Raw genomic sequence first — 25,921 nt, 5'->3', positions numbered from 1 at the left:
AATAATAAAAAGCCAATTAAAACTTAATTGGCTTTTTATTTGCTAAAAGTACTTTTTATTTAAGCGTACTAGAGCGATAAGTATTGTTATTTAACCAACTTGGTAGTTCATATGTTGGTACCTTACCATCTTGGCTAATGTTAGTTTGGTGGTACGAGTGCTGGTTCCAAATGCGAGTTGCATTTTTCCAAGGTTTGCTGTTATCAGCAGCACCATACACAGTGACACCATTGTTAATGCTATATCTAGAATCAGTATTATTTGATACAACAACAAGCTCTGCATTATCGTCGCCCTCTAGGTCAACCACAATTGGGTATTCCCAAAGCGTTCCTGATGAGTTAGCAACTGTCGATAATACTTCACCATTAACACCATTTAACACTCTTACTTTGTAGTGATCTTGTACAATTACTTCATCAATACCATCACCATTAAAGTCATAAGCACTCACGCCAATTTTACCACTCCATTCATCATCATTGGCAACAGTCCATACTAAATCACCGTTTGCGTTATACATATCAACTGCTGTGTAACCTGCGTAAACAATACCTAAATCTTTTGTTCCTAAGAATGTAGATACCGCTTGTACACCACCGCCTAAGTTATCAGGATTAGTTACTTGCCACTTAACATTTCCATTATGCTCAAGTACAGCAAATACACTATCTTCAAGCTTGTTACTTGGATTACTAATTACAATTTCAGGTGAAAAATCGTTATCTAAATTAACTATTGAGCTAAACCACATAGCTCCTGGTTCACCATATTGCCATAATTGTGCACCATAAGAATCATACAAGCCACCACCCGCGAGTACTTCTTGAGTGCCGTTGTTATCAGCATCAAAAGTTGTTGAAGCAGCAGACCAATTAGTAGTGTAGAGCAAGCCAGTTTCGTAACTGAATACATTATTGCCTGTTACAATTTCTACTACGCCATCGTTATTAATATCGCTTAATGTAACAGCGCCTAAAGGTTTGCCCGATTTTGTAAGCTCTTTTTTCACTTGCCCTAAGTTGTTAACAACTTGAACCACTGGTGATGTATAGTCGTTTAAAACAATTTCAACAACACCGTCACCATCTAAATCTGCAGCAGCAATTGAATTACGTGAATCGCTAAAAACAGCACCATTCTCGTAAGTCCAAATCTCTGAGCCATCGATACCGCTTAGTGCACGCACTACTCCAGGTGCATTTGTACTTTTGTCATATGCAACAACGACTACATCAGCCACATCGTTGTTATCAATAATGCCATCGCCGTTATCATCGTTAAGTTGAGCAACAATCGGGGTAGTAATTACTTGAACATGCTCAGGCATAAACTCACTTGAGTTCCACTGCCATTTTTGCTGCATTGCAAATGGAGCGATAGGCTCAGCAACTGATGGTAAATCACCATTGAATTCACCACCTAGCAATGCCATAGAGCCTTTAAAACTTTGGCCAATAATTGGCATTTTAGCCGTACCGTAAGCGCCTTTAATATCAGCGTAAGGGGCAAGAATTACACCCTCCCAACGGTTACCTTTAATATTAAGGTTTTGCGTATCAGGGAAGTTAAATACGGTTTTACTTGCGTGGCGGCGTAAATGCCAAAAACCTTTTCCGCGCACATGTAAATCAGCACCACCTGTGATATTAAAAATTACAGTTGCATCGCTTGGTATACCCCATACTTTAAAGGTATGAGCACGGGCAAAATCACGGCCATCAATATTAAACACTTGTCTATCAGACCTTCCGTCACCTTGTAGGTATAAACCACCCCATTTGCGGTAAACTGTACCTGTTTGGTTTAACTGGTTTAACTCGGCGCTTAAACTTTTGTAATACTCTTCTTGTTCATCAAAGTTAAAAGGCATGGCCGATTCATCTTGGTTAGAAAGGATTTTAGAACCCCACTCCATACCCCAGCGTACACCCCAATGAATGTCAGTACCGCCACCAGCAATCATACTACCTACATATTGGCGGCCGTATTTAAATTTTATGCTTGATTCACTAATTAAATAGTATTCATCGCGATTGTAAGGGCGAGTATAACCTACGCTATAACCTTGAAGATCAATTTCACCGGCGGCAATTGCACCATCAGCGCGGCCAAAGTGCGATTTAAAATCGTCAAAAACAAATGCTGAAAAATTATTGGCTACGCCTAAGTCTGCAGCCAGTGTTGTAGAGCTGGCTAAAGAAAGTGCGATCACTGCACTTATCTTTTTAAATTTAAGTAATGAGTTAGTCATTTTTTCCCTCGAAAATGAAAAGTGCATTATAGGCACCAAGTTTGAGTCATTTGTTTAATGAAAGTTAATTCATCAAGCGCTTGGTGAACATTATATACACAAATAAAATTAAAAGGAACAAAAAACACTACAAAAGTACCAACTTTTGAACCTCAATAAGGGACTGGAAATTAAAATCAATGACTTACAAAGTATGAAATTACATAAACAAACAAGGATTAGGATTTAATAACCAGTAAATGTAAAATAAATGTTAACCAAGAAAGTAAAAGTGAGGAGATTCAACCAGAAAAATGATTTTACTATTTTATAAGTGAAGATATGGGAATAAAACAACTGTTGTCAAAATTCCCGATTGACTAAAGTTTATAAACCAATAAGTCTCGGTGTCTTAGATTTTAAGAACCTAAAAACAAAAACCAAGCAACAAATAGCTATACAAGTATTTAGATAAGGAAGCAAATCAAACAAATACCAAATATTAGGAATAATCTTAACTTCGATTTTATGTAAAAACCTAAAAACAATTAAATGAAGCGGAAATATCACTATTGAAGAAATTGCCAGCCATTGGAAGATTGGCCTAGGTTTGAGTTTTTTACTAATCAAAAATAATATAAATATTCCTAAACAAGCAATTAGGGGGAACAAAAGAGGGAAAGCACCAAACTTTAACTCTCTTATATCTACACGGCCATTTAATAGCGCTAAATAATAAAAAATTGGAATGGTAAATAACAAAATCAAATAAGTTTTAAACTCATTGTTAAATACTGCATAACTTAAAAGGTTAACTCTTTTAACTAGAACACCTAGTTGATAAAAAAACATACCAATAACAGCAGAATCTATAGACCAAAACCACCTTTCCGAAATTAGCTCGTTGCTTAATAGCATTAATAAAAGCATTCCTGAAATGATCACGAAACTATATATTGGCTTCAATGCAGAAAAAAATATAACCTGAGCTAATGAAATAATGATTAAACAAGGGAAAAACCAAAGAACCCCATTAATGTGAAAACTATCAGCCTTGGATGTAACTAAACGACTAAGAGGATCAAACCACTGCATTTTACTGGCTTGGCCATCACCAAGAATGTTCAGTGGTAGCCAAAATAGATAGGAAATAAGAAAAAAGAAAGTAAATGGTAATATTAAACGCTGGAATAGTTTAATCAATGACTGTTTTACTTCTCGCTTGGATGATGCTAAAAAACCAGATAAAAAGAAAAAAAGCGGCATATGAAATGAATATATTAAAGTATATACATCTTCATTCAACCAAGCTGCATGACCAAGTACAACTAGTATAATTCCTATTGCCTTCATGTTATCAATATAATTTATACGCGTCATAATTAAAAAAACTTATCTTTTATCAAAAGATACGCAAACTTTGAATTTGTAACTAAGTAGCGCTTCCACATTCTGCCTGGCTCTTGAATTACCCTATATAGCCACTCTAAACCGGCCTTTTGCATCCACTGTGGTGCTCGCTTTACTTTACCTGCTACAACATCGAACGTACCACCAACCCCCATTACAAAGTCAACACCAAGCTTGTCTTGCCATTTATTAATGAAGTTTTCTTTTTTAGGCGAGGTAATCGCAACAAATAATAACTTAGCGCCCGATTCACGTATTTTAGTGACCACGGCTTCTTCATCATCCCAAAAGTAGCCATCGTTATAACCTGCTATGTTTAAATTTGGGTTTTGTGCTTTAACGACTTCGGCTGTTTTGCTCACTACTTCTTCGGTGGCACCCAATAAAAACACAGGAAAGTCTCGCTTGGCACTCATAGCTAATAATTCATGAAATAAGTCAACTCCCGCTACACGCTCTGGCACATCGTGCCCTAAAAAACGCGCACCGAACACTACACCCATACCATCAATATTAATTACCTCACACGCTTTAACCGACTCAGCTAAAACAGGGTCTTTTTGCATATTTACTATTTTGGCTACATTAACCACAACATGCTGTAAAAACTGCTTTTGCTCAATTCTACTTTCAATAAAAGACACCGTCTCTTGCATAGTGGCAATATCCATGGGTGCTTTTAAAAATTCAATACGTTTCATTGTTGAGTCCGTTTTTTAAAGTTGTTCAATAACTGCATTTTTAGCGCTGTTCAATTTTTGTCTATTAAAATAAGCAAACGAATAATATACCCATGCTTGTGTCCAACGGACATAGTCTACCTTATTGGTAAAATACTTATTTTTTTGATAAATAAAACGCTGCTTTTTAGGCATATATAAGGTTTGAATAGCACGGTTAATTACTTTTTCAGCCAGTATAAAGTCATCTGGCGTTTTACCTACTTTTAATAACGTAAAAACAGCTTGCGAAACACTGTGCATATCGAGTGGGTAGCGATTATTATTGTAATATTTTGCAGTGCCATCTTGCTCAAACAAATGTGTTTTATAATAAGTAAGACCTTTTGCAATTGCCGATTCAAACTCATCAGTTTGTAATTCATCACTCAGTAAGCGAAGTGCCTCTAGATTATAACCGGTATGAAAGCCATCAATAAACTGATGATGATGGCGAGCACCATATACCCATGAGCCATCAAGTCCCTGTTCGCTTACCGACTGCCTTGCTGCATTTAAAGCAAGCTGTTTGTAATGTTGGTTGTTAGTCAGCACGGCAACTTTTGCAACCCATGCAGCGCCCCAAAGGCTAGCATTATGTACAAATGCAGTTTCACCCGGTATGTAACCAAAAAACTGCCTACCATCACATTCTTTATATAATGTTTTTACAATAAAATGTGCACTATCAATTGCAGGATCTGAGTATTTTTTGTCTTTGGTGATTTCACTTAATGCATATAAAGCCTGAGCAACATAAATAGTAGTAATTACATTTGGCTTACCTTTAGGTACAAAAAAAGCACGAGCATTCCAGTCAAAGTGGTAACCCCAACAGCTATGCTGCCAAATAGATTTATCACTTTGCTGGGTCAATAACCAATCAGCTAGCTTTATCGCTTCATCTAAATAAGTTTGCTCATTAGTTGCTTTATAGTCTTCCAATAAACCTAAAATAAATAAACCAATACCCTTTGGGTTACGCTTTTTGGGCACAGCACATAATGGTCGCAAGTTAATAGCTAAACGTTTATGCAGCTGAATCCAAGCAAGCCCTACAATGCCTTGTTTAAATCGAGGAGTTAATTCAAATAGCTTACTATTGAGCCCATCAAATGGGTCTTGCCCAGCATAATTCCCTTTTTTTGCCTTATTAAGTAATAGTTTTTTGCAATAGTTGCTATCTAACATTACTAAATTGCTCCCAGCTCTTTATAAATACATTTAAGCTTTGGAATGATTACTCTAGGACTAAAGTTATTTAAAAACTTTTCTTTTGCAACATCTCTCATTTTTTCTGTTTCTACAGGAAACTCAATTAACCTATTCATTGCCATTTTTAGAGATCCAACATCACCAGGTTTAATCAGTAAGCCATCAATATTATTTGTAATGGCATCTGGAATTCCACCTGCAGTAGAAGCAATAACAGGTATGTTACATGACATTGCTTCTAACACTCCCATTGGGAAGCCTTCGTTATAGCTTGGTAACACGTATGCATCAGCTTGCTTTAAAATATTAATTTTTTTATCGCCAGCAACCCAACCAAGTAACTCAACGCATTCATCTAGACCTAGCTCATTAACCATTTTCTGATATTTTTTAATCTCGCCGTCACCACCAAGCAACAATCTAGCGTATGGATACTCTTTAACAACACCATTGAAAGCATTTATTAAATCGGATACACCTTTACGTTCACCCAACCGCCCTAAAAATACAAAATTAAAGTTATTAGTTTTCTCTTTTTCTATCTCTAATTTAGGAACGGCATTATAAACTACAACTCCTTTTTTACGATCGTCTAATATAGTATCAAGCCAATCCAGCCACTGAGTAGATAAGACAATAACCTTATCTACAGAGTTAAAGGTTGTTCTTATTTGTGCTTTTTTAGATTCACAGCATTCATTATTATAAAACTCTCTAAATTCAGCTCCATGTAAATGCAAAATAATTTTTGTATTAAAATATTTAATCAGCTTTATTAGCAATGACTTTCTTGCATAACTCCCTCTAGAAGCCATATGAATATGCACTACGCCAACGTCATATATTATTAATTTAGAAACTAACTTGATAATACAAAGTAAATAATTGAATAGTTGGCCTGCCATGCCAAACCTAGTATTGGTTGAATGGCTTACTAAAAGCTCTGAATTTGTGTCATAAAAAAAACCTTCGCTTTCGTAAACATTTAAAACTGTTGCAATACCACCTTGTCCGTTTTTATCTGTGGCTATTGTTAGATTTATTAATTTTTTCACGTTAAAACTCTCTTATAGCCTGCTTTACTTTACCGTTTTTAGTCCTTGGAATTGCATCAACTTTTTTTACATTCACTTTAATGGACACACCTAATCTTTCTTTTGTATTCGAAATTAATTTATCTTCTTGAGTCTTATTAAATAACGCCCCATCAACTACAACCAAAACATCAATGCTCAGATCTTTTTTCTGAACAAACTGTGAACCCAATAACCCTTCAACACCTTTTGGTATATGATTTAATATATACACTTTTTGCCGATCCTCACCTAAGAGATAATCTCCAATTCTCCCCTCTATAGAATCAACAATTGGAAAAACACGACCACAGGGGCAATTTGGCTCATCAGACAATACAACATGATCACCAGTTTTATAACGTATTAATGGGTAAAGTGAATTATTAAAATTAGTACCTACAATTTCAGCACGTTGCTGACCTGATTCAGTTTTTCCGGCAGGCAATAATTCTACATGAGCGTAGTCTGTTAAAATGTGATATCGCCCATGCTCACAACTGGCAATAGCAGCTACACGCTCAAATAATCCATACCAATCAAAAACAGTACATTTAAAGCGTGTTTCAATTAGATGTTTGTCTTCTTTTGATAAAGACTCTGATGAGGTAACAATCGACTTTAAGTCTCCTGGGTAATATTGATTACTCACTTCTAAGTATTTAGCTAACGTGGTTATAGAAGAGGGGTAGGCTTGAATAACTTGCACACCAAAATTAACCATTGTATTTATGTATGACTGCAAGTTAGCAGGTGCCATATGAAAGGATGAAAGCATAATCATATTTTCAAAATAGGAGTAACGCCAAAATGGCGCTTTTTTTTGTTCGAGTGGTACAATAATATCGCCCCTGAGCCATGCTCGCTTATCACCCTCTTTAAATCCAGCCCATGCTAAGCCTCTGCTAACGAAAGCTTGTTCAGTAATTATTGATTGCATATTCTGCGGGATAACTAGTGGAGCACCTGTTGTGCCACTCGTTGCGCCATTAATTACAGCGCCTCTTTTTTGAGGTGACACAAACTCATATTTATGGCTATTAATTGTAGATTTATCGATATATGGGTACTTTTCTATATCTGTTCCAGTCCCTATGTAGTAATCAACAGCCTCATTTGCATTTGTAACTACATCGCTGAGCATTCCATCACTATACTGTTTCAGCAATTCACTGTTAAATTCATGAGCTTGTAACTTTTGAGTAAGCTTTTCGCAATCATTATTTTCCCTAAGTTTTTTACGTATAAATGCACGACTACTTAATAAAATGTTTTGAATGAAAATAGGGCTTTTTATGTATACCTTACTCGTAAACATCAATACTATTCCTTTAAATATCAGGTTTAATTGCTAGAGATCGCAAAATACAATTAAATTACATAAGATTAAACATGACTGTCTACTTGACAAAGTCTTGTTTTATTTTTTTACCATATATGGAGCTACATCATCTAAATAACTCTCGTTTTTTAATATGTCATAATTCAATTCGTCTATATTCCCGATAATTTTTGCAGGAACTCCACCAACTATGCATCCATTAGGTACACTTTTTGTAACTACAGAATTTGGAGCGACTATTACTTTGTTACCAATTATTACTGGTCCTACGATTACAGAGCCTGGACCAAGAAAAACATCATCTCCAATACTAGGAACACGCTTATAAGGTCCCTTACCAACGACTTTGCAACCAATACCAATCCTGCAACGCTCTCCTATTCTGGCGTTATCAATAATTACTACCCCAATACCTTTAACCACAAGAAAAGAACCTTTCCCGATATCCGCACTAGCAGGTAATTTAGAATTATAAAACAGGAAAATCATTAACTGTATAAGCTTTGGTAATAAAGGGACTTTTCTTAAATAAAGCCACCTGGAGACTCTATATAACAGTATTGCATTGGGCATTATTTAACCTCATCATTTTAAATTGTATAAATTTCTAAAAAATTTTGCTTTAAATATCTCTTATCTTTATATTTCCACTTTAGCTAACAATGACATCCTGTATTTTATACTGAGCTATATTTTGGTCTTACTTTCTATTGCTCTGGAAAGGTACATTACGCTAAATAAAAATAACAAAGCTGGCGTTTTAGTCGTTAATGCATTGTTGGTCACTGATACTAAAATAAATACAATTAAGGCAACATTTAATTTTATATTACTTCTTGTCATCAATTTTGATGGTATGCTATAGCAAGTGAAAACAAGTAAAAACGTGCCAATAAGTCCAAAATTAACAACCCAACCAATGATATAATTTTCAATCACATTTATTCCAATGTAGAAATCAATATTTTGCTTAAATGCAGACGATGCTCCAAATACCCATTCAATAGGGGTTAATTCATCTAACAAAACATATACGTTAAAACGTGCTTCAGCACTCTTATCAATATGCAACTTACTGAGGATTCGAGCACCAATTGGAGTTAAAGTAATTATTAATGTTGTAAAAATGAACGCAAAAAAAGCGAGCGCTTGGATTATCGCAAAACGCATTTTTGATGTATGAAACCCTGATTTTATAAATCTAGGTATTTTTGGCATAATTAAAAACAACATTCCGAAAATGAATATAGCAGTGGCAGCTCGCCCTCCAAAAGCAAATAAAGCTAAAGTTACAACGGTAAAATAGATTAAATAAGGAATTCGAGTATAACTCATTAGTATAGGGGCTAACGCAGCTGTGATTAATGCATTATTGAGAGGGAAACCCAAGAGTGCAGTTGACCGAAAAAAGCTAAAGCTTGCAAACTCAACACTAACCATTGTTTTGCCTATCGTAAATTCCAGTATAGCAATCATGGCATTAAAAAATAAAAGATAAGCAAGTAAGCTTAATAGTTTACCTTTATGATGTGTGCTTAACTGACATAATAAATAAACAGCTAAAAGTGGTGAGATCATGGTATTGACCAAATAAGCTATACCTGACATACCCGAGGTATATAAACCATAAAATATCACAAGAATTATACTCAGTAAGCTAATTAGCCATGCTGAACTTAGCTCTTTAAGATTAATTATAGGTGTTTGAATTCCTTTTCTGAGCGTAAAGATAGCAAAGGTTAGCATTAATATATACGTTGAAATATGTATTTTAACTAACGGATTTCCGCCTTCTGATACGTACTTTATACCTATGTTTTCTAGCAAATAGCCGCCAAAAATAAAAGCTGTCAAAAAAGTGAACATCATTACTTTATAAATACTTTCACTTTTCATTTATTTATTACCCATGCTTTACATTTTTTATAATTCAGTAAGGCAAGCACACATGAGAAAATGCTCACACCAATAACGATATCAATAATAATATTTACTATGGGCATATTAATTATCACAAAATGATGAACACGTAATTCTGGTAGGAATATGGCCATACACACAGTTGAAAGTAGAATTTTATATACCTGCAACGGTACAGTGTATTTATACCCTTTTCTTAGTGATAACCATAGACTCATAACCAATGCGATAATATTAGCAATTAAAAAAGCACTCGCTGCACCTATCAAACCAAAAGGAGGAATCAAAGTAACTAATAATGACAGGTTTAAAATTAATGAAAAAACACTAATTTTTGGCAGGTATTTAGTGTTTAAAGAGAACTGTAAACCATGGTCTATATAATGTCCCTTCAAATTTAAAACAAACACCCCCGAACATAAAATATAAATAATAGTAGAACCTTGTGATAAATATTCTTCACTAAGCAATAGGTGCGTTATAGGCTCGGCTAAAATACAAAACCCAACTAAAGCGGGCATTGCAATTAAACATAATAAAGTTAAATATTCACCATGGGCTTTGTACAAAGCGGCTTTATCGTTTATTTTTTTTGTTAATTCAGGATAACTTGGTAAGGCTACTACCATAAAAATAAGTGCGCCAATTCCTAATAAAATATTTGATATAGCAGCATAAATACCTGTTTGTGCTAAATCTAATGAGTCGGCAATGAAGTAGCGGTCTAACCGGCTTGATATTGCTGCAACTAAGCCACTGGCCATAAGCGGTAAGCCATAAGAGAAAATAGCCTGAGCGTCTGCAGTTTTAAGTTTATTAATACTGATTTTAAGCGGTTTAAAAACAACTAAACCTGCAGCTATGTAGCTCAAAGCAAGGGCTGATAACGCAGAAAGGATATTAGGAGAATAAGCTAGCAAGCTGCCTGTAATTACTATAGCCATAATAGATTGAGTAAGTACGGCAACTCTATATTGGTTTAAACGCTCCATTATACGGGCTAATTCAAGATAGAACTGATAGAGGGCTTTAGTTAAAAAAACTAAAAAGGTAGCTAAAAACGTAGATAAGGTTAATAAACCTGTTAAATATAACCCCAAGCTAACTAATGCTAAAGCTGGCAATGTGCAGCAAAAAATAATTGAGCTGGCAATCGCTGCAAAATTATTATGTTCCTCTGTTTTTTTACTAGGAAGTAAACGCAGCATGCTAGAGTTTATCCACTGGGCAGCTACCGCCCTTACAACTTCAACCGTTAATAGCATTAATGCCAACATTCCGTATTCGGTTGTAGTTAATAACTTGGTATGAATACTAATTAATGCAAAAACACTAATTGCAGCAAAAATTTGCACTGGAGCATATTTAAGTAACGAGCTAATCATTATTTTTTTCACTACACTTTTTATATAAATCAATATATTGCGTGAAAACAGATGCAATATTAAATTTTACTTCAAGTTCACTTTTAGACTCATTAACATTATGATTGGCAATTAAATTTTTGATACGGTTAGGGGTTATCGTATCAGATAGGTATAAAACACCCATTTTATCAAAAAAAGTTTTCTCATCTTCAAGTATTCCAACCTCAGTTGTTATTAGAGGCAATCCAACTGCTAACATTTCTAGAGGTACTAAGCCAAAGGTCTCTTCACTAGAAGTAAAAATACCTACATCAGCATTAAGATATTGTTGTACAATTTGGGTTTTATTTAACTTACCCATAAATTTTACTTTGTTTTCTAATTCTAACGAAGCTACCTGTTTTATCAGTTGCTCTGTATAGCCTTTATCAGCATGTGGCCCAATGATAGCTAATGAGGAATCAATGCCGTCATTAATTAATTTAGCTAGTAAAGAAATTGAATCTTCCACCTTCTTTCTTGGTGTTAGCAACGCACACGTAACAAGCTTTATTTCTTTTCGTTGATGTTTGACGTAATTAGCTTCAAAGTATTCTTGATCTATTGGGTTATGAACTACTAAAGATTTAAACCCATCTGCAGCAATTGCACTTTGTAGCTGTTTGCCAACAACAACAACATTATCATTTCGTTTCTTTATTAACCGTGGTATTGCTTTTTCATATAAAAAGTTATTAACCAACCCCACATTACGCCGAGCTATTTTTTTATAGCTATGAACTGTAACAACCGATTTCCCTCTAAAACCACTTCCTATCAAAAAGCTCCAAAGGTGGGTGTGCACTAAATCAGGGTTCAAAGTTTTTAATAACTTACGAACATGCCAATTTTGCCAAATAATGCCGGGGATTTTAAAGCCTATTTGCTTACTTGATGCAGGCAGCCAAACAAAATCAACATTATCTGATAGACGAATAACATCACCAGTGAAAGGGGTTTTACTCTGCGGGTCGAGCCCGATAATAGTAAACCTAAAGTTAGCGTCATCATGGTTAACCAAATATTCTGCAAACATTTGGCATACACTATCCACTCCGCCATAGTTGATACTACCCCACTCATAAGTAGAAAGTGGCATTAATAGGACTACATGTTTTTTATTCATCATGTTTATTCATAATGTATCGGCCAGGATAATTTTGGTTGACTACTTGAGAAGGGTTACCAACAGCCGTTGAATTTTCAGGTATATCCTTAATAACCACAGAGCCAGCACCAATAGTGACGTTATTTCCTATGACAACATTTTCGACTATGCAAACCATAGGACCTATATACACGTTATCTGCAATAGAGGCAGCTTTCCCATGGTTACTTCCAATATTTACAAATTGACTAATATTGCAGTTAGCTCCAATTTCAACTGTTGGACTTAAAACTATTCCAGTAGCATGACCTAAATTGAGCCCAGGACCAATTTTTGCTTCTTTAGGTATTTGTATTTGATACCTAATAGATAAGGTTAAATGCATAAGCCTTGCTAATGTCCTAATCAATAGGTTATTAGACTGAGTTAGCCTCCACCAAAAAGTGTACTTAAAAGAACGGTTATTATTGATTAAGTTTTTTATTAATAATTTATGGGAGTACCTTGCGGTACTCCGATACAAATCACATTTTATAAGCTCAAAAGGAGTCATAAATGTTAGCCTTACAAAATACCGCGAGTATCAATAACAACTTTTGATGCAAACTCTGTTTTATCTGCAGCTTTAAATTGTTTATGATCAACTAATACTACAACGACATTTGCTTGCTCTAGTGCGCTTTCTAACGACACTAAGCTGACATTTTTATCTGCTAGGTTGGCCGGTAGCTCTGAAATATTTGGCTCTACAGCAAGTATTTCACCAATATTTTTTGCTGCTAATTCTTCAACAATATTTAATGCCGGGCTCTCACGAAGATCGTCAATATCGGCTTTAAATGAAAGGCCTAAACACGCAATAACTGGACGTTTAAATTCATCAGCAGCTTTTGCTACTTTTTCAATTACGTAAAATGGTTTTGCGTCGTTAGTTAAGCGTGCTTGTTTAATTATTTTTGCTTCGTCTGGGCAACTTGCAACAATAAACCAAGGATCAACCGCAATACAGTGGCCGCCAACACCTGGGCCTGGGTTTAAAATATTTACACGCGGGTGACGATTAGCAAGCTTAATAAGTTCCCACACATTAATTTTTAATTTGTCACAAATGACTGACAATTCATTGGCAAAGGCAATGTTTACATCGCGAAATGAGTTTTCGGTTAACTTAGCCATTTCAGCAGTACGAGCATTGGTAATAATACACTCGCCGCGCACGAAAGTTTCGTATAACTTAACGGCTTTTTCGCTACATGCTTTGCTCATACCACCTATTACACGGTCGTTTGACACTAACTCTTGTAATACATAGCCAGGTAATACACGTTCAGGGCAATGAGCAACATTGATGTCGGCGGCATCACCTTTATCTTGTGGGAACGTTAAATCAGGGCGCGCTTCACTTAACCAAGCGGCTAGTTGCTCCGTTGCACCTACAGGTGAGGTGCTTTCTAAAATAACTAAGTTACCTTTTTCAAGCACTGGGGCAATCATTTTTGCAGCCGATTCAATATAGCTTAAGTCTGCACTGTGGTTACCACTTTCGCTGTGAATAAATGGTGTAGGTACAGCTACCATAAACGCATCGGCTTTTTCTGGCGTTGTAGTCGCTCTTAAGTTACCAGTAGATACTACGCCACGAACTATTATGTCGAGATCAGGCTCTACTATGTGTATTTCACCGGCATTAATGGTATTAACTGCTTTTTCGCTTACGTCTAAACCAATTACTTTCATACCGCGCGATGCAATAACCGCCGCAGTTGGTAAACCTATGTAGCCTAAACCAACAACTGAAACTGTTTTAATTGTCATTACTAAATCCTTGAAAAAGTTTTAAACTTTATTTTAATCTTTAAAATGTTGCTTAATTTTAGCCACAATACGTTCACACGCTTTACCATCACCATAAGGGTTATGTGCACGGCTCATTGACTGATATTCTTCAGCGTTAGTGAGTAAGTTATTAACTTCATTCACTATGCGAGCTTTATCTGTGCCTACTAGTTTAACTGTACCTGCTTCTACCGCTTCTGGGCGTTCTGTGGTGTCACGCATAACAAGTACTGGTTTACCTAGGCTTGGCGCTTCTTCTTGAACACCACCTGAGTCGGTTACGATTATGTGAGCTTGATTCATTAAGTACACAAATGGTAGGTAGTCTTGCGGCTCGATTAAATGCACATTATCAACATTTTTTAATATGCGATTTACTGGTTCGCGTACATTAGGATTTAAATGCATTGGGTATAAAATTTGTGTATCTGGGTGCGCAGTTGCAATTTCTACCAATGCCTCACAAATTCGCTCAAAACCGCCACCAAAGCTCTCACGGCGGTGCCCTGTAACTAAAATAAGCTTTTTAGTTTCATCGAGTTCTGGAAATTTAGCTTTTAGAGTTGAAATTAAAGCGCTGTCGGTTTTTACTTTATCAACCACTTGTAATAATGCGTCAATAACGGTGTTACCAGTAATTACGATATCGTCAGCACTTACCGCTTCATTGAGTAAGTTTTGCTGCGATGTTTGCGTTGGTGCAAAATGCAGCTTTGTAATAGCACCAGTAAGCTTGCGGTTACCCTCTTCTGGCCATGGTGAACTTAAGTTGCCTGTGCGTAAACCTGCTTCTACGTGCCCCACTGGAATTTGCTGATAAAACGCCGCTAAACTTGCAGATAAAGTAGTGCTGGTATCGCCATGAACAAGCACTAAATCTGGTTTAAACTCTTCAAGAATAGGCTTTAGACCTAACAAAATATTTGTTGTTACATCATATAAGCTTTGACCCGGTTTCATAATGTTCAAATCGTACTCTGGTACAATTTCAAAAAGGTCTAAAACTTGGTCAAGCATTTCACGATGCTGGGCAGTAACACATACTTTTGCATCAATACCTTCTGCTTCATTTAGCCCTTTCACTAGCGGCGCCATTTTTATTGCTTCAGGTCGCGTACCAAAAATACTTAATACTTTAATAGCCATGATTTCCCTTAATTTTTTACTAACCGATTTTGCAAAACTTTATGCATTTGCCATTAATTGCTTAACGCGCTTGGTAAATTCTTCACCCAGTAGGCTTGATTGCATTGCATACTCTACGTTTGCGAGCATGTAGCCTAGTTTTGAGCCGCAGTCATGCGACTTACCTTTTAAATGGTACGCTTCAATTGTTTCAAGATGACGTAACTGTAGTAATGCATCTGTTAATTGTATTTCGCCGCCAGCACCGGGAGGGGTATATTCGAGCAAGTCCCAAATAGCAGGCGATACAACATAACGCCCTGTTATTGCTAAATTGCTTGGCGCTTCGTCATTATTTGGTTTTTCAACCATGTTGGTAATGGCTGCATTTTCACCAGGCTGGATTTTTTTACCTGCTAAATCAACCACACCATAGTTGTGTACTTCTTCATGTGGGACGGGCTCAACCATGATTTGGTTATGCTGGGTGCGCTCAAATCGGTCGATCATTTGCGCAAGATTATCAACCTTTAGGTTCGACTTATATTGATCGATAATTACATCGGGCAATAAAATAGCAAAAGGGTTATTGCCAATGATAGGCCGGGTTTCAAGTATTGCATGGCCTAACCCTAACGGCGCCGATTGACGAACCGATATAATGCTTACATCTCTTGGGATTATTGAACGAACTTCTTCTAGCAAGCTGCGTTTTACGCGGGCCTCTAGAGTGGCCTCTAGTTCAAAGCTAGTATCAAAATGATTTTCTATAGCGTTTTTAGAGGCATGGGTAACCAGCACAATTTCTTTAATACCGGCTTTTACGGCTTCGTTTACAACATATTGAATGAGGGGCTTATCGACTAGCGGAAGCATTTCCTTTGGTGTTGCTTTGGTAGCTGGTAACATACGGGTACCCAAGCCTGCAACAGGCAAGACTGCTTTTAATACTTTCACTTCAATTCCTTTTATAGTTACTTTTGGTTATAACGTAGCTGTTTATAAATGTCGCTGCGAATAGCGAGTTTTAAGCACTACTAACCATATGGGCGGCTATTATACACAACACATATAATCGCTCAATATAAAAAGCAGCCTTTTTGATTGTTTTAGGTTAATTTTTTGTTAACTAATTATTTTTGCCTTTTTTGTAATCTATCAATTTACTTTCAATGGGAATATAATAGTGCTGTTAACTTTTAAGGGATGGGATTTGTGCGCGTAGGAATTTGCATAATTATATTAGTGTCTTTTTTTGCTTGTGCACAAGACATGCTTTTACATTTGCGTAATAGCGATATAATTACCCGTGCCAAACAGTTTTACGGCGATGCAGGCCACCAACGAATAAAAACGTGGCTGAGTTTTATAGATGACTCTGCCAATAAAAGCGAATGGCAAAAAATTCATTTAGTTAATGACTTTTTTAATAAGCATATAAAGTACAAAACCGATGACGATCTTTGGCAAAAAAAAGACTACTGGGCCACCCCGCTAGAAAGCTTAGGTGTAGGCATGGGTGACTGCGAAGATTATGTTATTGCTAAATACTTTACTTTAATCGCTTTGGGTATCCCAGAAGAAAAAATACGCTTTATGTATGTACGCCAACGTACCGTTAATCAACCGCACATGGTATTAATATACTTTGAACAACCTGACCAAATACCGTTGGTGCTCGACAACTTTAATACTAAACTAGTGCCTGCTAGTAATCGTGGCGATTTAAAGCCTATATATAGTTTTAACGGCCAAGGCTTGTGGTTAGCCAAATCGAAAGGGTTAGGTAATAAGGTTAAGAATAGCCGTGGGGTTTCTGCTTGGAACACTATGCTAGAACGAATTGAACAAGGTGAGCTTGCGCCCGCTAATGGTAACAACAAAGGAACTAGTAGTTATGTCTCGAATCTTTAAATATGGATTGAGTTTAAAGACCCAAGTTTATGGCTTGATCATTTTAATTTCGATTATTTCATTTTGTGTACGCGTTATTACCGACGTGGATACAACCCGTAATTACTTACAAACGCAAATGGCCAGTCATGCGCAAGACACCGCTACTAGTTTAGGGCTTTCTATATCTCCTTATTTAGAAGACGACAGCCTAATGATTGCCGAGACGATGGCAACCGCTATTTTTGACTCTGGTTATTATAGCCAAATTAAATTTACTGACGTGCAAAACAACATCGTTTTTGAATTACAAAATCCAAAACGCGTTGAATCAGTTCCTAGTTGGTTTATTAGTGCTGTTGAACTAAGTGCGCCAACTATGCATTCTGAAATAAATAATGGCTGGATGATGGCAGGTACACTCGATGTAACTAGCCATACTGGGCAATCGTATTTAACCTTGTGGCAACACACTCTTCGCAGCTTATATAGCTCGTTTTTACTATTGGCTGCATCACTCGCTATAGCATTTTTAATATTACGTGCGGTATTTAAGCCATTAAAAGCAGTAGAAGATCAAGCCACTTTAGTAACCCGCAAACGCTTTACCTTAAATAAAGAAATACCGGTAGCAAGGGAGCTTCGTACTGTTACACAAGCCATCAATAACATGGTTATAAACTTACAAAGTACGTTTGATTCATTGACCAAGCAAACTCAAGCACTGACCGAAGAAGTATATATAGATTCGTTAACGGGGCTAGGTAACCGTAAGTCGTTTGAAAACCACTTTAATTCTGTTGTAAATAACATTTCAGACGATGCGCCAATTACTGCGTTGATGCTTACCCTGCCCTCATTAAATAATATAAACCAAATAGTAAGTTACCAAGATGGTGACCAGCATGTATTAGATGCAGCTAAAATACTGAAACATGTCACAGAAGAATTACCAAATTCAACGGTATTTAGATTGAATGGCGGCACGTTTGTGTTACTTGCCCCTTATGACGTTTTATTTTTAAATAAAGCTCGTTTGGAGTTAAGTGATACATTAAGTAAAAAAGAAAACAGCCTACACATAAATGGCTATGCAAATTTAGCTATAGTTGCAGTTGAACAAGGTGTAAGTGTTGGTGAAGTACTGTCGTTGCTTGACACCGGTTGTACCATAGGCGAAGACACTACAATTGATAATAACGATAAAGAGTCACTATTTAGCGTCAACCAATGGCGTAAGCTGATTAAGTCGATTATCAATGCTGGTGAAGTGAGCTTTTCGGTACAGCCCGTAAAACAAGCTAATAAAGTTAATTCTCAATGTTACTTTGAAGTGTTTTCTCACTTTATCCATGATGGCGAAAAAGTAAATAACGGCCACTTATTTGCCATGGCCGAAAAGTTAAATTTAACCGAAGAACTCGATAAAAAAATTATACGCAATTTTGTTGATATTAAAGAGCAATACCCAAATGAAGTATTTGCACTAAATCTTAGTAAGGCATCTTTATATTCAACTGACTTTATAGAATGGCTTACTCTTTACTCGCATACTAAGCCGGTTATAAAAACTAACTTACTGTTTGAACTGCATGAAATAAGCTTATTGTATAATGTGCATGTTGCATCGTTACATATAGATGCAATTAAAGAGTTGGGTATTAATGTATGTATTGAGCACTTTGGTACCAGCTTAACATCGTTTAGATATTTACAAGGTCTTGATATTGAATATGTAAAAATAGATGGTAGCTACATTCAAGACTTAGTAACTAACCCACAAAGCCAATTTTATATTCAAACAGTTAACAATATTTGTCATGGTTTTGGGATTAAAGTTTTAGCCTGTTTAATTGAAAAAAACGAGACTTTAGAAATACTTGAAGACCTAGGATGTGATGGTGTACAAGGTAATTTAATACTGCCACCATCAAAAATTATCAAATCTAATGAAAATGGCGTAAATAAAGAGTTTACTTTTTGCACCGATGCGCTAAAATTTTGCAATTAGTACTCAACCAAGGGACGAGAAATGAAAAAATTACTTTTAGCTGGCTTAGTCGCTAGCGCAACAGCACTTACTGCTCTTCCAACCTATGCACAAACGGATAATGCTGCAGTGGTTCAAGAAGTGGGCATAAATAGCATAATTGATATTCTTAATAATGTAACAGCAGATACTTCACCTGAACAATTACGCGAAGATTTAGTAGAAGCTATCAAACGCATTTGTAAAAACAAAGAAGAAGTTAAGTTAGACGAAAAGCTGCTTAATGGCGCATGTGGCGCTGCAGATATTGATGCAATGGTTGCCGCTGTTGTTGCTAACTTTGGTGCAGATAACCCTTTAATTTCTGACTTTTTAGCTGCACTTACAGCTGCAGGCTTAGACTCTGATGCAATTACACTGGCAGCAATTACTGCGGGTGTTGATGCTACGACCGCTTCTGAAGCAACTGCTGCAGGTCCGGGTACTGGTCAGCCAGCTCCACCAGTAGTAAGCTTACCAACATTACCTACACCTCCAGGTTCTGGTGGTACAGGCGGTGATAACGGTATATCTGAAGTCGGTAACTAGTTTCTACTTTTAGTATATTTAAACGCAGCCTACTGGCTGCGTTTTTACTTTGTTTGAGTTTATTTTGAATCGTTTTATATTCTTTTTTATTTGTTTGATCCTATTTTTACTCCCTCTTCCTTTAGGTAGCTACCGACCTTGGGCAATTTTAGCTATTGGCATTTTAACTAGCTTTACCTTTATTACTCACCTTACCCACAGTGTGTTAAATAACAACCAAGCGCTGTTTCCACCCCGCTATTCTTGGCCACTATTTTTTACTCTAAGTGCAGTTGTTTTAGTTTGTGGTATACAACTATTTAGCGTAAGCGTTGATGCATTTCAAACCAAACAAATGTTATTAAAAACCAGCTTTTTACTCATGTTGAGCTGGCTCGTATTTAACTACTGCAATAGTGTCGAGCGAATTAAAAAATTAATTTATGCTGTAATTTGTGCAGGGGTATTTCAAGCTTTGTATGCTAGTTATTTAAACTTATCGCCCGATATAGTAAGTCCTTTATTTGGTTACAAACATACAGATCGTGCAATTGGTACTTTTACCTATTCTAACTTTTTAGCTAATTACTTAGCTTTATGTTTATGTTTAGGCATTGGTGTTTTAATCAGTGAACTAAAACGCTCTAACAGTGGTTATCAGCCCACTGTAAAACAAACACTACGCGCTTGGGCCGAAATATTATTGAGTTCTAAAATAATTTTACGAATTTCGTTAATTATTATTATTGTGGCGCTTATTTTAACTCGCAGCCGTATGGGTAACTCGGCCTTTTTTATCGCTTTAATAATAGTAAGCTTACTGGCGCTATTTATTTATAAGCAAAAGCCTAAAGCATTTAAATTGCTGATTGTGAGCTTTTTTATTATCGACCTAATCATTATTGGTGCCATTTTCGATGTAGAAAAAGTAAAACAACGTATTAGCGAGACTAGTTTGCAATCGGAAACACGTGATGAAGTTGTACGTGACTCAATTCCGCTGATTTTAGATAACCCGCTATTAGGCTCTGGTGGCGGTACTTTTTATACTGCGTTTCCTGCGTATCAATCTGAGCCCTACTCTGGTTATTACGACAATGCGCATAACGATTATGTGCAATTTGCAGTTGAGCTAGGCATTCCTGCCACAGCGTTATTAGGACTGCTGGTGCTTTATAGTTTGTGGTTGTGTATTAATACTATGCGAACGCGTAAAACAGCGCTTTATCAGGGGGTGGCGTTTGGTTGCGCTACAGCTATTGTAGCCATGATGCTACATTCGTCAGTTGATTACTCTTTACAAGCCGGCGCAAACTCAATGCTGTTTATAGTGGTGTTATGTTTGGCTATATTGACCAACAAGTTACCGGCACCAAAACGGATTAAAAAACGACGAAGTTAACGGGCTGCGGGGGTCGGGTTACGGGCCTAAGCTCGTCGCCCGTCGCCCGTCGCTCGCGACATTAAAAAATAACGCGACATGAAGTCGCAGCTACAAGTCGGCAATAATATCAACCTAAAACCTAATTCCTGTATTTAAATCACTGCTCTTCTAAATCAAATTCGGTGGTATGGCCGTCGCCGTGGATTAACTGGTACCTTGCTAAATTACCCGCTTCAAGCGTGACTAAACTAATCGCTGAATCGCTTACTAGATACTTTTGCCCTTTGCCTTTAGTTTGGTGTTTGTCTACTTCCATATGCCAGCGTTTGGTAAAAAAGTTTAGTGGGCTTTTGGGGCCGTATAAAATAGAGTCGAGCTTGTCGAGTACATTTATTAGCTTTCGCGGAAACTCATTTTTAATGCCACTTGCAGTCAGTTGCCAAATTCTGTTGGGGTGATCACCAAAACGTTTTTGCACCGAAAAACAAAATGAATAATGTACATCGCCGGATAAAATCAGCGTTTCGTTTGGGGTGTCGGTACGCCTAAAGGTGTTAAGTAACTTTTTGGCTGAGCCTTCGTGCGCCATCCAGTTTTCTACATCAACCATAAGTGGTTGCCCACACATATTAAACACCGCTTGAATTGCCTCTATCGATTTAACCCCAAACACGGGAGCAGGCGATACAATAATTACTTGGTCATGGCTTAATAGGCTTTCTTCAAGCTCTGTGAGGCGTTCCCAATCAAGTAAACCTGAAGGTTCGTTAAAGTTTTGCTCGTTACGCCAACGATGCGTACGGGTATCGAGCACCACCACTTTAGGAATGGTCATTAACTCATAATGCCAATGGCTAAAGTCGTTAAGGTGTTTATCAAACGCTTTAAATTGCCATTGCTTGTCGCCAGCTAAGCAGTCGTTAAAAGGGCTCAGTAACGATCCGGTTTTTTGTAGTGCGTCGTTGCCCATACCCTGAAACAACCAATAGCTCGCTAAGCCATTATTTACAATACGCTTGCTACTGGGGTTTTGATTAATAGCTTGCTCCCAGCCTGCGGTTAGATTCCAATCATCGGTTACATCATGGTCATCAAACATCATTAAGGTAGATACATTGGCAAACAATCGCTCTACCTCTGCTAAACCTTGTGCATAGTCAATTAATGCGGCTTTTTCTGCATTAAATAGCGTTTGATTTTTTTCGTTACCACCTGAGTAACTTAAGTTATTTAGATCAATGTATTGCCATGCTTGGCTACTAAAATTGAGTAAATACAGCGCTACAAACTCTTCAAAATGAATTAGGTGGTTATAAGCTTTAACACTGGAAAAATGCGGTTCGTCCTTTTTTAACCAATAGCCAATACCTAGTTTTGAGCGGTTTTTCCATGAGGTAGTTGGCAGCAAGTAATGGCGACCATACAACTGTTCTGCAATGTCAGCGGGTAAATCTAAATTAAGTGGCTGTTCTTTATAAATACCTAAGTGTTTAATCAGCTGATGTATTGCTAATAACATAGGCCCTGCTACATCGTCGGCGTATACCTGATCGCCCGAAAGCAATAATAATTGTGCCCCCTGCTGTTCATTACTTCGCTGAACGGCTTGCCAATGGCTTGAACTTACTAAGCTGTCTTTTGCAGGATGATGCGCATTGCGACAAGAGCCATGTAATATTTGTGTCAGTTTTTTGGGGATCACAAATTCAGGTAATGGCTGATTGTTAAAGCTAAACGAAGATAAATCAACAGGGCTGTCATCAAAAAATAGTTGGTATGATAATAAGGTATCGCGCGGGAGCTGGCTGTTTATAGGTTTAATTACCACATACTGTAAAAATAAATGCTCCCCTAACCTTATGGTGTCTTGCTCGCTATAACATTCGTGGCTAATTAGCTCTACACGGCAATTTACTGGCTTTGAAGTAGCAAACTGAATACACACTGCGGTTTTTTCTGCTCGGCGCACCATGGGCCCCATAAGTAACAGTGGGTGTTGCACCGAGAGAGTCGTCATGAGGTTAGCCTTTAGCTGCTAATTTAAATAAAGAGTAAAAGTTATCAGTGGTGGCTTTTGCCAACTCGTTAAAGCTAATGCCTTTGAGCTCACTAATGTAATATGCAACGTCTTCAACATACGCTGGCTGATTAGTTTTACCACGATATGGTACTGGCGCTAAGTAAGGCGAGTCGGTTTCAATAAGCAGTCGATCGAGTGGAATTTGTTTTACTACTTCTTTAAGCTCTACCGCATTTTTAAAAGTCACAATGCCTGAAATAGAAATATAAAAGCCCATATCAATGGCTTTTTTGGCCATATCCCAATCTTCAGTGAAACAGTGCAATACTCCACCGCAATTTTCTGCTTTGTGCTCACGCATTAAATTAATGGTATCGGCACGGGCATCACGGGTATGAATAATAAGTGGCTTTTGTAATTCATTAGCTACCTCAATATGGCCAACAAAACTCGCTTGTTGCACTGCATGCGTGTCTTTTGCGTAGTAATAATCGAGCCCAGTTTCGCCAATCGCCACTACTTTGTCGTGTGAGGCTAAATCAATTAATTGCTGTTTGTTGAGTGCGTCTTTTTGATCAAGCGGGTGCACGCCACATGACGCAGACACGTCGTTGTAATGTTTTATTTGCTCTAGCATATTGGGAAACTGATCAAGTGTGACGCTGACACATAAAAAATGTTCTACTTTTTTAGCGCGAGCGTTATCAAGTACTTGGTCTAGGTTTAAATCGAGTTTATCAAAATCAAGACGGTCTAAATGGCAATGAGAATCTACAATCAAAATAAGGCCTGTTTTTACTACATGGTATAAGTTGGATTGCCGGAGTTTAACATAGTCCCCAGCAGTTTTTCGATCTTCGCGTTTAGATTGGTTTTGTCATCTAGAAAGCTAATGCCGATCCCCGGTGGATTTGAGCTCTGAGCGCCTTGTGGAGTGACCCACGTAACCTTTCCGGTAACCACGTCATCTTCTAGCGCATCTGGCAAGGTAACGCGTAAGGCAAGTGAATATCCTGGTTCATAACGCATATTAGTGCGTACAAATAAGCCACCTTTTTTTAAAAAAGGCATGTAACAGCGATATAGTTCGTCAAGGTCGTCTATATCTACTAATAGCTCTTGCATATCTAGTCCTTTTTATTGGTTACGTAATATGTACGCTAGTCGTGATACCGCAAGCGGTAAATTTAGCCCAAGTATTTGTATATTATTCTGTAAAAAATCATTCAGCGCTTGCTGAGCTACTTGGTAAGAGTCAAAACTCATACCATTTAAAAGCTGTTGTTTAAGCTGCTCACTCAAAAATAAAGTGAAAATACGAACAAGCTCAGGCTGTTTATTTATTATATCGACTAACGCATTGAAATTATGGCTTTGTTTAAACTCAGTTGCAAATTTATAAAGCGTATCAATATTTTCTAGCTGATTTTGCTGTTGCCACTGCTTTACTTGTAGTGGTTGGCTATAAAATAACGACAACCACGGATAATTAGGCACATCTAGAGAGCTAAGCCATTGTTGAGCTAATTGATTATTAGTTACTTTAACCTCGGTTTTAGCACAACGGCTTAAAATAGTCGCTGGTAACTGCGCCACTTGGCTGGTAGTCAAAATTAAAAACCGGCTATTACTTGGTTCTTCAAGGGTTTTTAATAACGCATTAGCCGCTGCGGTGGTCATTTTTTCGCAGTTTTGAATAATCGCTACTTTATTGCCATTTTGAGCCGCGGACTGGTGCATAAAATCGCTTATGCCGCGAATATCATCAACACCTATGCTTTGCCCTTCTACTTGGGTAATGCGCTTGTCTGGGTGTGTACCCGCTAAGTTTAATGAACAACTTTTACAGTGCCCACAAGGGCTTAGTACGCTAGTGGGGCTACTTAACTGTGCTTGCGTATTTTGGCATAACAAACTGTTTGCGAGCTGCTCACTTAGTTCAAACTTACCAACGCCAATGGGCCCACACAACAGCTGCGCATGGTGAAAACGCTGCGCTTTATAGCTTTGAGTTAAGCGTTGCTCTACCTCATTAAGCCACGGCAATGCCATATTATTTTAACCCTGAAAAAAATGTGCGTAGTACATTGGTAATATCACGATGTACTTTATCGATGCTTTGGTTGGCATCAACTGTTTTTATGCTGTCATCATCATTTGCAAGCTCAATGTAACGCATACGGGTGCGCTGGAAAAACTCAATGGCTTCTTGCTCAATTCTATCTAGCTCACCCCGGCCTTTTGCACGTTCAAGGCCAATAACAGGGTCAATATCTAGGTAAATGGTTAAATCGGGTTTTAAACCTTTTAACACCATAGACGATAGCGACGCTAACGTGTTTGCACTAATTCCTCGCCCGCCGCCTTGATACGCCTGTGACGATAAATCGTGACGATCAGCCAATACCCACTGGCCTTGTTCAAGCGCTGGGTTGATCACATTATGCATTAGTTGTGAACGCGCGGCATACATAATTAGCAGCTCAGTTTCAAAAGCTATTTCTTCTTGGTGCTCAGCTTTTACTAAAGTACGTAACGATTCAGCCAGTGGGGTTCCACCGGGTTCGCGCACATTGATAAAATCAACATGGTGATGGTTTAAAAAGTCTTGGCACAGGGCAATGGCGGTAGATTTACCCGCGCCCTCTAGGCCTTCTATAACTATAAATTTTGGTTTCAT

Annotated in this window: 23 protein-coding genes; 4 read left to right on the top strand and 19 right to left on the bottom strand. The window is 37.4% G+C overall.

Annotated elements, in window-relative coordinates:
* Positions 1-55: 55 nt before the first annotated feature.
* From CWB77_RS01265 to galU, 14 genes are all read right to left on the bottom strand, one after another.
* Complete coding sequence (locus CWB77_RS01265) at positions 56-2,254, bottom strand: choice-of-anchor A family protein (protein ID WP_138620946.1); 2,199 nt, start codon at positions 2,252-2,254, stop codon at positions 56-58.
* A 366-nt stretch (positions 2,255-2,620) separates the two neighbouring features.
* Entirely contained in the window at positions 2,621-3,613 is a 993-nt protein-coding gene (locus CWB77_RS01260; RefSeq protein WP_055011808.1) for an acyltransferase family protein, read from the bottom strand.
* 2 nt (positions 3,614-3,615) lie between these two features.
* Positions 3,616-4,344, bottom strand: a complete 729-nt coding sequence (locus CWB77_RS01255) for a WecB/TagA/CpsF family glycosyltransferase (RefSeq protein ID WP_054200728.1) — start codon at positions 4,342-4,344, stop codon at positions 3,616-3,618.
* A 15-nt stretch (positions 4,345-4,359) separates the two neighbouring features.
* Complete coding sequence (locus CWB77_RS01250; RefSeq protein ID WP_055011807.1) at positions 4,360-5,553, bottom strand: glycoside hydrolase family protein; 1,194 nt, start codon at positions 5,551-5,553, stop codon at positions 4,360-4,362.
* Positions 5,554-5,555: 2 nt separating this feature from the next.
* Entirely contained in the window at positions 5,556-6,632 is a 1,077-nt protein-coding gene (locus tag CWB77_RS01245; RefSeq protein ID WP_055011806.1) for a glycosyltransferase family 4 protein, read from the bottom strand.
* Between the two features lies 1 nt (position 6,633).
* Complete coding sequence (locus tag CWB77_RS01240) at positions 6,634-7,968, bottom strand: phenylacetate--CoA ligase family protein (protein WP_055011805.1); 1,335 nt, start codon at positions 7,966-7,968, stop codon at positions 6,634-6,636.
* Between the two features lie 102 nt (positions 7,969-8,070).
* Positions 8,071-8,565 carry a serine O-acetyltransferase gene (locus tag CWB77_RS18735; RefSeq protein ID WP_055011804.1) on the bottom strand — a complete coding sequence of 165 codons (495 nt, stop codon included), beginning with the start codon at positions 8,563-8,565 and terminating at the stop codon, positions 8,071-8,073.
* Positions 8,566-8,679: 114 nt separating this feature from the next.
* Positions 8,680-9,888, bottom strand: coding sequence for a VpsF family polysaccharide biosynthesis protein (locus tag CWB77_RS01230; protein WP_055011803.1), 1,209 nt, complete (start codon positions 9,886-9,888; stop codon positions 8,680-8,682).
* The gene (locus tag CWB77_RS01225; protein WP_055011912.1) at positions 9,885-11,297 is read right to left on the bottom strand and encodes a lipopolysaccharide biosynthesis protein; all 1,413 of its coding nucleotides are present in this window, start codon (positions 11,295-11,297) and stop codon (positions 9,885-9,887) included. Before CWB77_RS01225 ends, CWB77_RS01230 begins: the two co-directional genes overlap by 4 nt.
* On the bottom strand, positions 11,290-12,447 hold the full coding sequence (locus CWB77_RS01220; RefSeq protein ID WP_235575565.1) for a VpsD family glycosyltransferase: 1,158 nt from the start codon (positions 12,445-12,447) through the stop codon (positions 11,290-11,292). The genes CWB77_RS01225 and CWB77_RS01220 overlap by 8 nt, the downstream gene beginning before the upstream one ends.
* Positions 12,437-12,979 carry a serine acetyltransferase gene (locus CWB77_RS01215; protein ID WP_055011801.1) on the bottom strand — a complete coding sequence of 181 codons (543 nt, stop codon included), beginning with the start codon at positions 12,977-12,979 and terminating at the stop codon, positions 12,437-12,439. The genes CWB77_RS01220 and CWB77_RS01215 overlap by 11 nt, the downstream gene beginning before the upstream one ends.
* An 11-nt stretch (positions 12,980-12,990) precedes the next feature.
* Positions 12,991-14,241, bottom strand: a complete 1,251-nt coding sequence (gene wecC, locus CWB77_RS01210; RefSeq protein WP_036982954.1) for a UDP-N-acetyl-D-mannosamine dehydrogenase — start codon at positions 14,239-14,241, stop codon at positions 12,991-12,993.
* A gap of 33 nt (positions 14,242-14,274) precedes the next feature.
* Positions 14,275-15,408, bottom strand: a complete 1,134-nt coding sequence (gene wecB, locus CWB77_RS01205; protein WP_055011799.1) for a non-hydrolyzing UDP-N-acetylglucosamine 2-epimerase — start codon at positions 15,406-15,408, stop codon at positions 14,275-14,277.
* A 39-nt stretch (positions 15,409-15,447) separates the two neighbouring features.
* Positions 15,448-16,344, bottom strand: a complete 897-nt coding sequence (gene galU / locus CWB77_RS01200) for a UTP--glucose-1-phosphate uridylyltransferase GalU (RefSeq protein WP_055011798.1) — start codon at positions 16,342-16,344, stop codon at positions 15,448-15,450.
* Positions 16,345-16,602: 258 nt separating this feature from the next.
* Here galU and CWB77_RS01195 point away from each other — a divergent pair, with 258 nt between their 5' ends.
* The 4 genes from CWB77_RS01195 to CWB77_RS01180 all read left to right on the top strand — a co-directional run bounded on the left by CWB77_RS01195 (position 16,603) and on the right by CWB77_RS01180 (position 21,239).
* Positions 16,603-17,301 carry a transglutaminase-like cysteine peptidase gene (locus CWB77_RS01195; RefSeq protein WP_010389652.1) on the top strand — a complete coding sequence of 233 codons (699 nt, stop codon included), beginning with the start codon at positions 16,603-16,605 and terminating at the stop codon, positions 17,299-17,301.
* Positions 17,285-19,291 (top strand): bifunctional diguanylate cyclase/phosphodiesterase, encoded by a 2,007-nt coding sequence (locus tag CWB77_RS01190; protein WP_055011797.1) that lies wholly within the window; start codon positions 17,285-17,287, stop codon positions 19,289-19,291. Before CWB77_RS01195 ends, CWB77_RS01190 begins: the two co-directional genes overlap by 17 nt.
* Before the next feature lie 21 nt (positions 19,292-19,312).
* Positions 19,313-19,858, top strand: coding sequence for a hypothetical protein (locus CWB77_RS01185; RefSeq protein WP_054200714.1), 546 nt, complete (start codon positions 19,313-19,315; stop codon positions 19,856-19,858).
* 64 nt (positions 19,859-19,922) lie between these two features.
* Positions 19,923-21,239, top strand: a complete 1,317-nt coding sequence (locus CWB77_RS01180) for an O-antigen ligase family protein (RefSeq protein ID WP_171043240.1) — start codon at positions 19,923-19,925, stop codon at positions 21,237-21,239.
* Between the two features lie 139 nt (positions 21,240-21,378).
* Here CWB77_RS01180 and CWB77_RS01175 read toward each other — a convergent pair whose 3' ends face one another.
* Genes CWB77_RS01175 through tmk form a run of 5 tightly spaced genes read right to left on the bottom strand, consistent with a single transcriptional unit; the run spans position 21,379 to position 25,921 of the window.
* Complete coding sequence (locus CWB77_RS01175) at positions 21,379-23,238, bottom strand: alkaline phosphatase D family protein (RefSeq protein ID WP_055011795.1); 1,860 nt, start codon at positions 23,236-23,238, stop codon at positions 21,379-21,381.
* A gap of 4 nt (positions 23,239-23,242) precedes the next feature.
* A complete protein-coding gene (locus CWB77_RS01170; protein ID WP_024601403.1) occupies positions 23,243-24,022 on the bottom strand; it encodes a TatD family hydrolase in 780 nt (259 codons plus the stop codon).
* Between the two features lie 17 nt (positions 24,023-24,039).
* The gene (locus CWB77_RS01165; protein WP_010389644.1) at positions 24,040-24,366 is read right to left on the bottom strand and encodes a PilZ domain-containing protein; all 327 of its coding nucleotides are present in this window, start codon (positions 24,364-24,366) and stop codon (positions 24,040-24,042) included.
* Between the two features lie 12 nt (positions 24,367-24,378).
* Positions 24,379-25,293, bottom strand: coding sequence for a DNA polymerase III subunit (locus tag CWB77_RS01160; RefSeq protein WP_055011794.1), 915 nt, complete (start codon positions 25,291-25,293; stop codon positions 24,379-24,381).
* A gap of 1 nt (position 25,294) precedes the next feature.
* Positions 25,295-25,921 (bottom strand): dTMP kinase, encoded by a 627-nt coding sequence (gene tmk, locus CWB77_RS01155; RefSeq protein ID WP_010389641.1) that lies wholly within the window; start codon positions 25,919-25,921, stop codon positions 25,295-25,297.

This window comes from Pseudoalteromonas sp. S1610, from assembly GCF_005887465.1.
In the GTDB taxonomy this organism is placed as follows: domain Bacteria; phylum Pseudomonadota; class Gammaproteobacteria; order Enterobacterales; family Alteromonadaceae; genus Pseudoalteromonas; species Pseudoalteromonas undina.
Note: the sequence above shows the minus strand (reverse complement) of the source record. Positions and strands in the feature narration are given on the sequence as shown.

Bases quoted from the DNA above. Each gene is read 5' to 3' on its own strand.
- CWB77_RS01265 (WP_138620946.1), bottom strand. From the start codon at position 2,254: ATGACTAACTCATTACTTAAATTTAAAAAGATAAGTGCAGTGATCGCA.
- CWB77_RS01260 (WP_055011808.1), bottom strand. From the start codon at position 3,613: ATGACGCGTATAAATTATATTGATAACATGAAGGCAATAGGAATTATA.
- CWB77_RS01255 (WP_054200728.1), bottom strand. From the start codon at position 4,344: ATGAAACGTATTGAATTTTTAAAAGCACCCATGGATATTGCCACTATG.
- CWB77_RS01250 (WP_055011807.1), bottom strand. From the start codon at position 5,553: ATGTTAGATAGCAACTATTGCAAAAAACTATTACTTAATAAGGCAAAA.
- CWB77_RS01240 (WP_055011805.1), bottom strand. From the start codon at position 7,968: ATGTTTACGAGTAAGGTATACATAAAAAGCCCTATTTTCATTCAAAAC.
- CWB77_RS18735 (WP_055011804.1), bottom strand. From the start codon at position 8,565: ATGCCCAATGCAATACTGTTATATAGAGTCTCCAGGTGGCTTTATTTA.
- CWB77_RS01230 (WP_055011803.1), bottom strand. From the start codon at position 9,888: ATGAAAAGTGAAAGTATTTATAAAGTAATGATGTTCACTTTTTTGACA.
- CWB77_RS01225 (WP_055011912.1), bottom strand. From the start codon at position 11,297: ATGATTAGCTCGTTACTTAAATATGCTCCAGTGCAAATTTTTGCTGCA.
- CWB77_RS01220 (WP_235575565.1), bottom strand. From the start codon at position 12,447: ATGATGAATAAAAAACATGTAGTCCTATTAATGCCACTTTCTACTTAT.
- CWB77_RS01215 (WP_055011801.1), bottom strand. From the start codon at position 12,979: ATGACTCCTTTTGAGCTTATAAAATGTGATTTGTATCGGAGTACCGCA.
- wecC (WP_036982954.1), bottom strand. From the start codon at position 14,241: ATGACAATTAAAACAGTTTCAGTTGTTGGTTTAGGCTACATAGGTTTA.
- wecB (WP_055011799.1), bottom strand. From the start codon at position 15,408: ATGGCTATTAAAGTATTAAGTATTTTTGGTACGCGACCTGAAGCAATA.
- CWB77_RS01190 (WP_055011797.1), top strand. From the start codon at position 17,285: ATGTCTCGAATCTTTAAATATGGATTGAGTTTAAAGACCCAAGTTTAT.
- CWB77_RS01185 (WP_054200714.1), top strand. From the start codon at position 19,313: ATGAAAAAATTACTTTTAGCTGGCTTAGTCGCTAGCGCAACAGCACTT.
- CWB77_RS01175 (WP_055011795.1), bottom strand. From the start codon at position 23,238: ATGACGACTCTCTCGGTGCAACACCCACTGTTACTTATGGGGCCCATG.
- CWB77_RS01165 (WP_010389644.1), bottom strand. From the start codon at position 24,366: ATGCAAGAGCTATTAGTAGATATAGACGACCTTGACGAACTATATCGC.
- CWB77_RS01160 (WP_055011794.1), bottom strand. From the start codon at position 25,293: ATGGCATTGCCGTGGCTTAATGAGGTAGAGCAACGCTTAACTCAAAGC.
- tmk (WP_010389641.1), bottom strand. From the start codon at position 25,921: ATGAAACCAAAATTTATAGTTATAGAAGGCCTAGAGGGCGCGGGTAAA.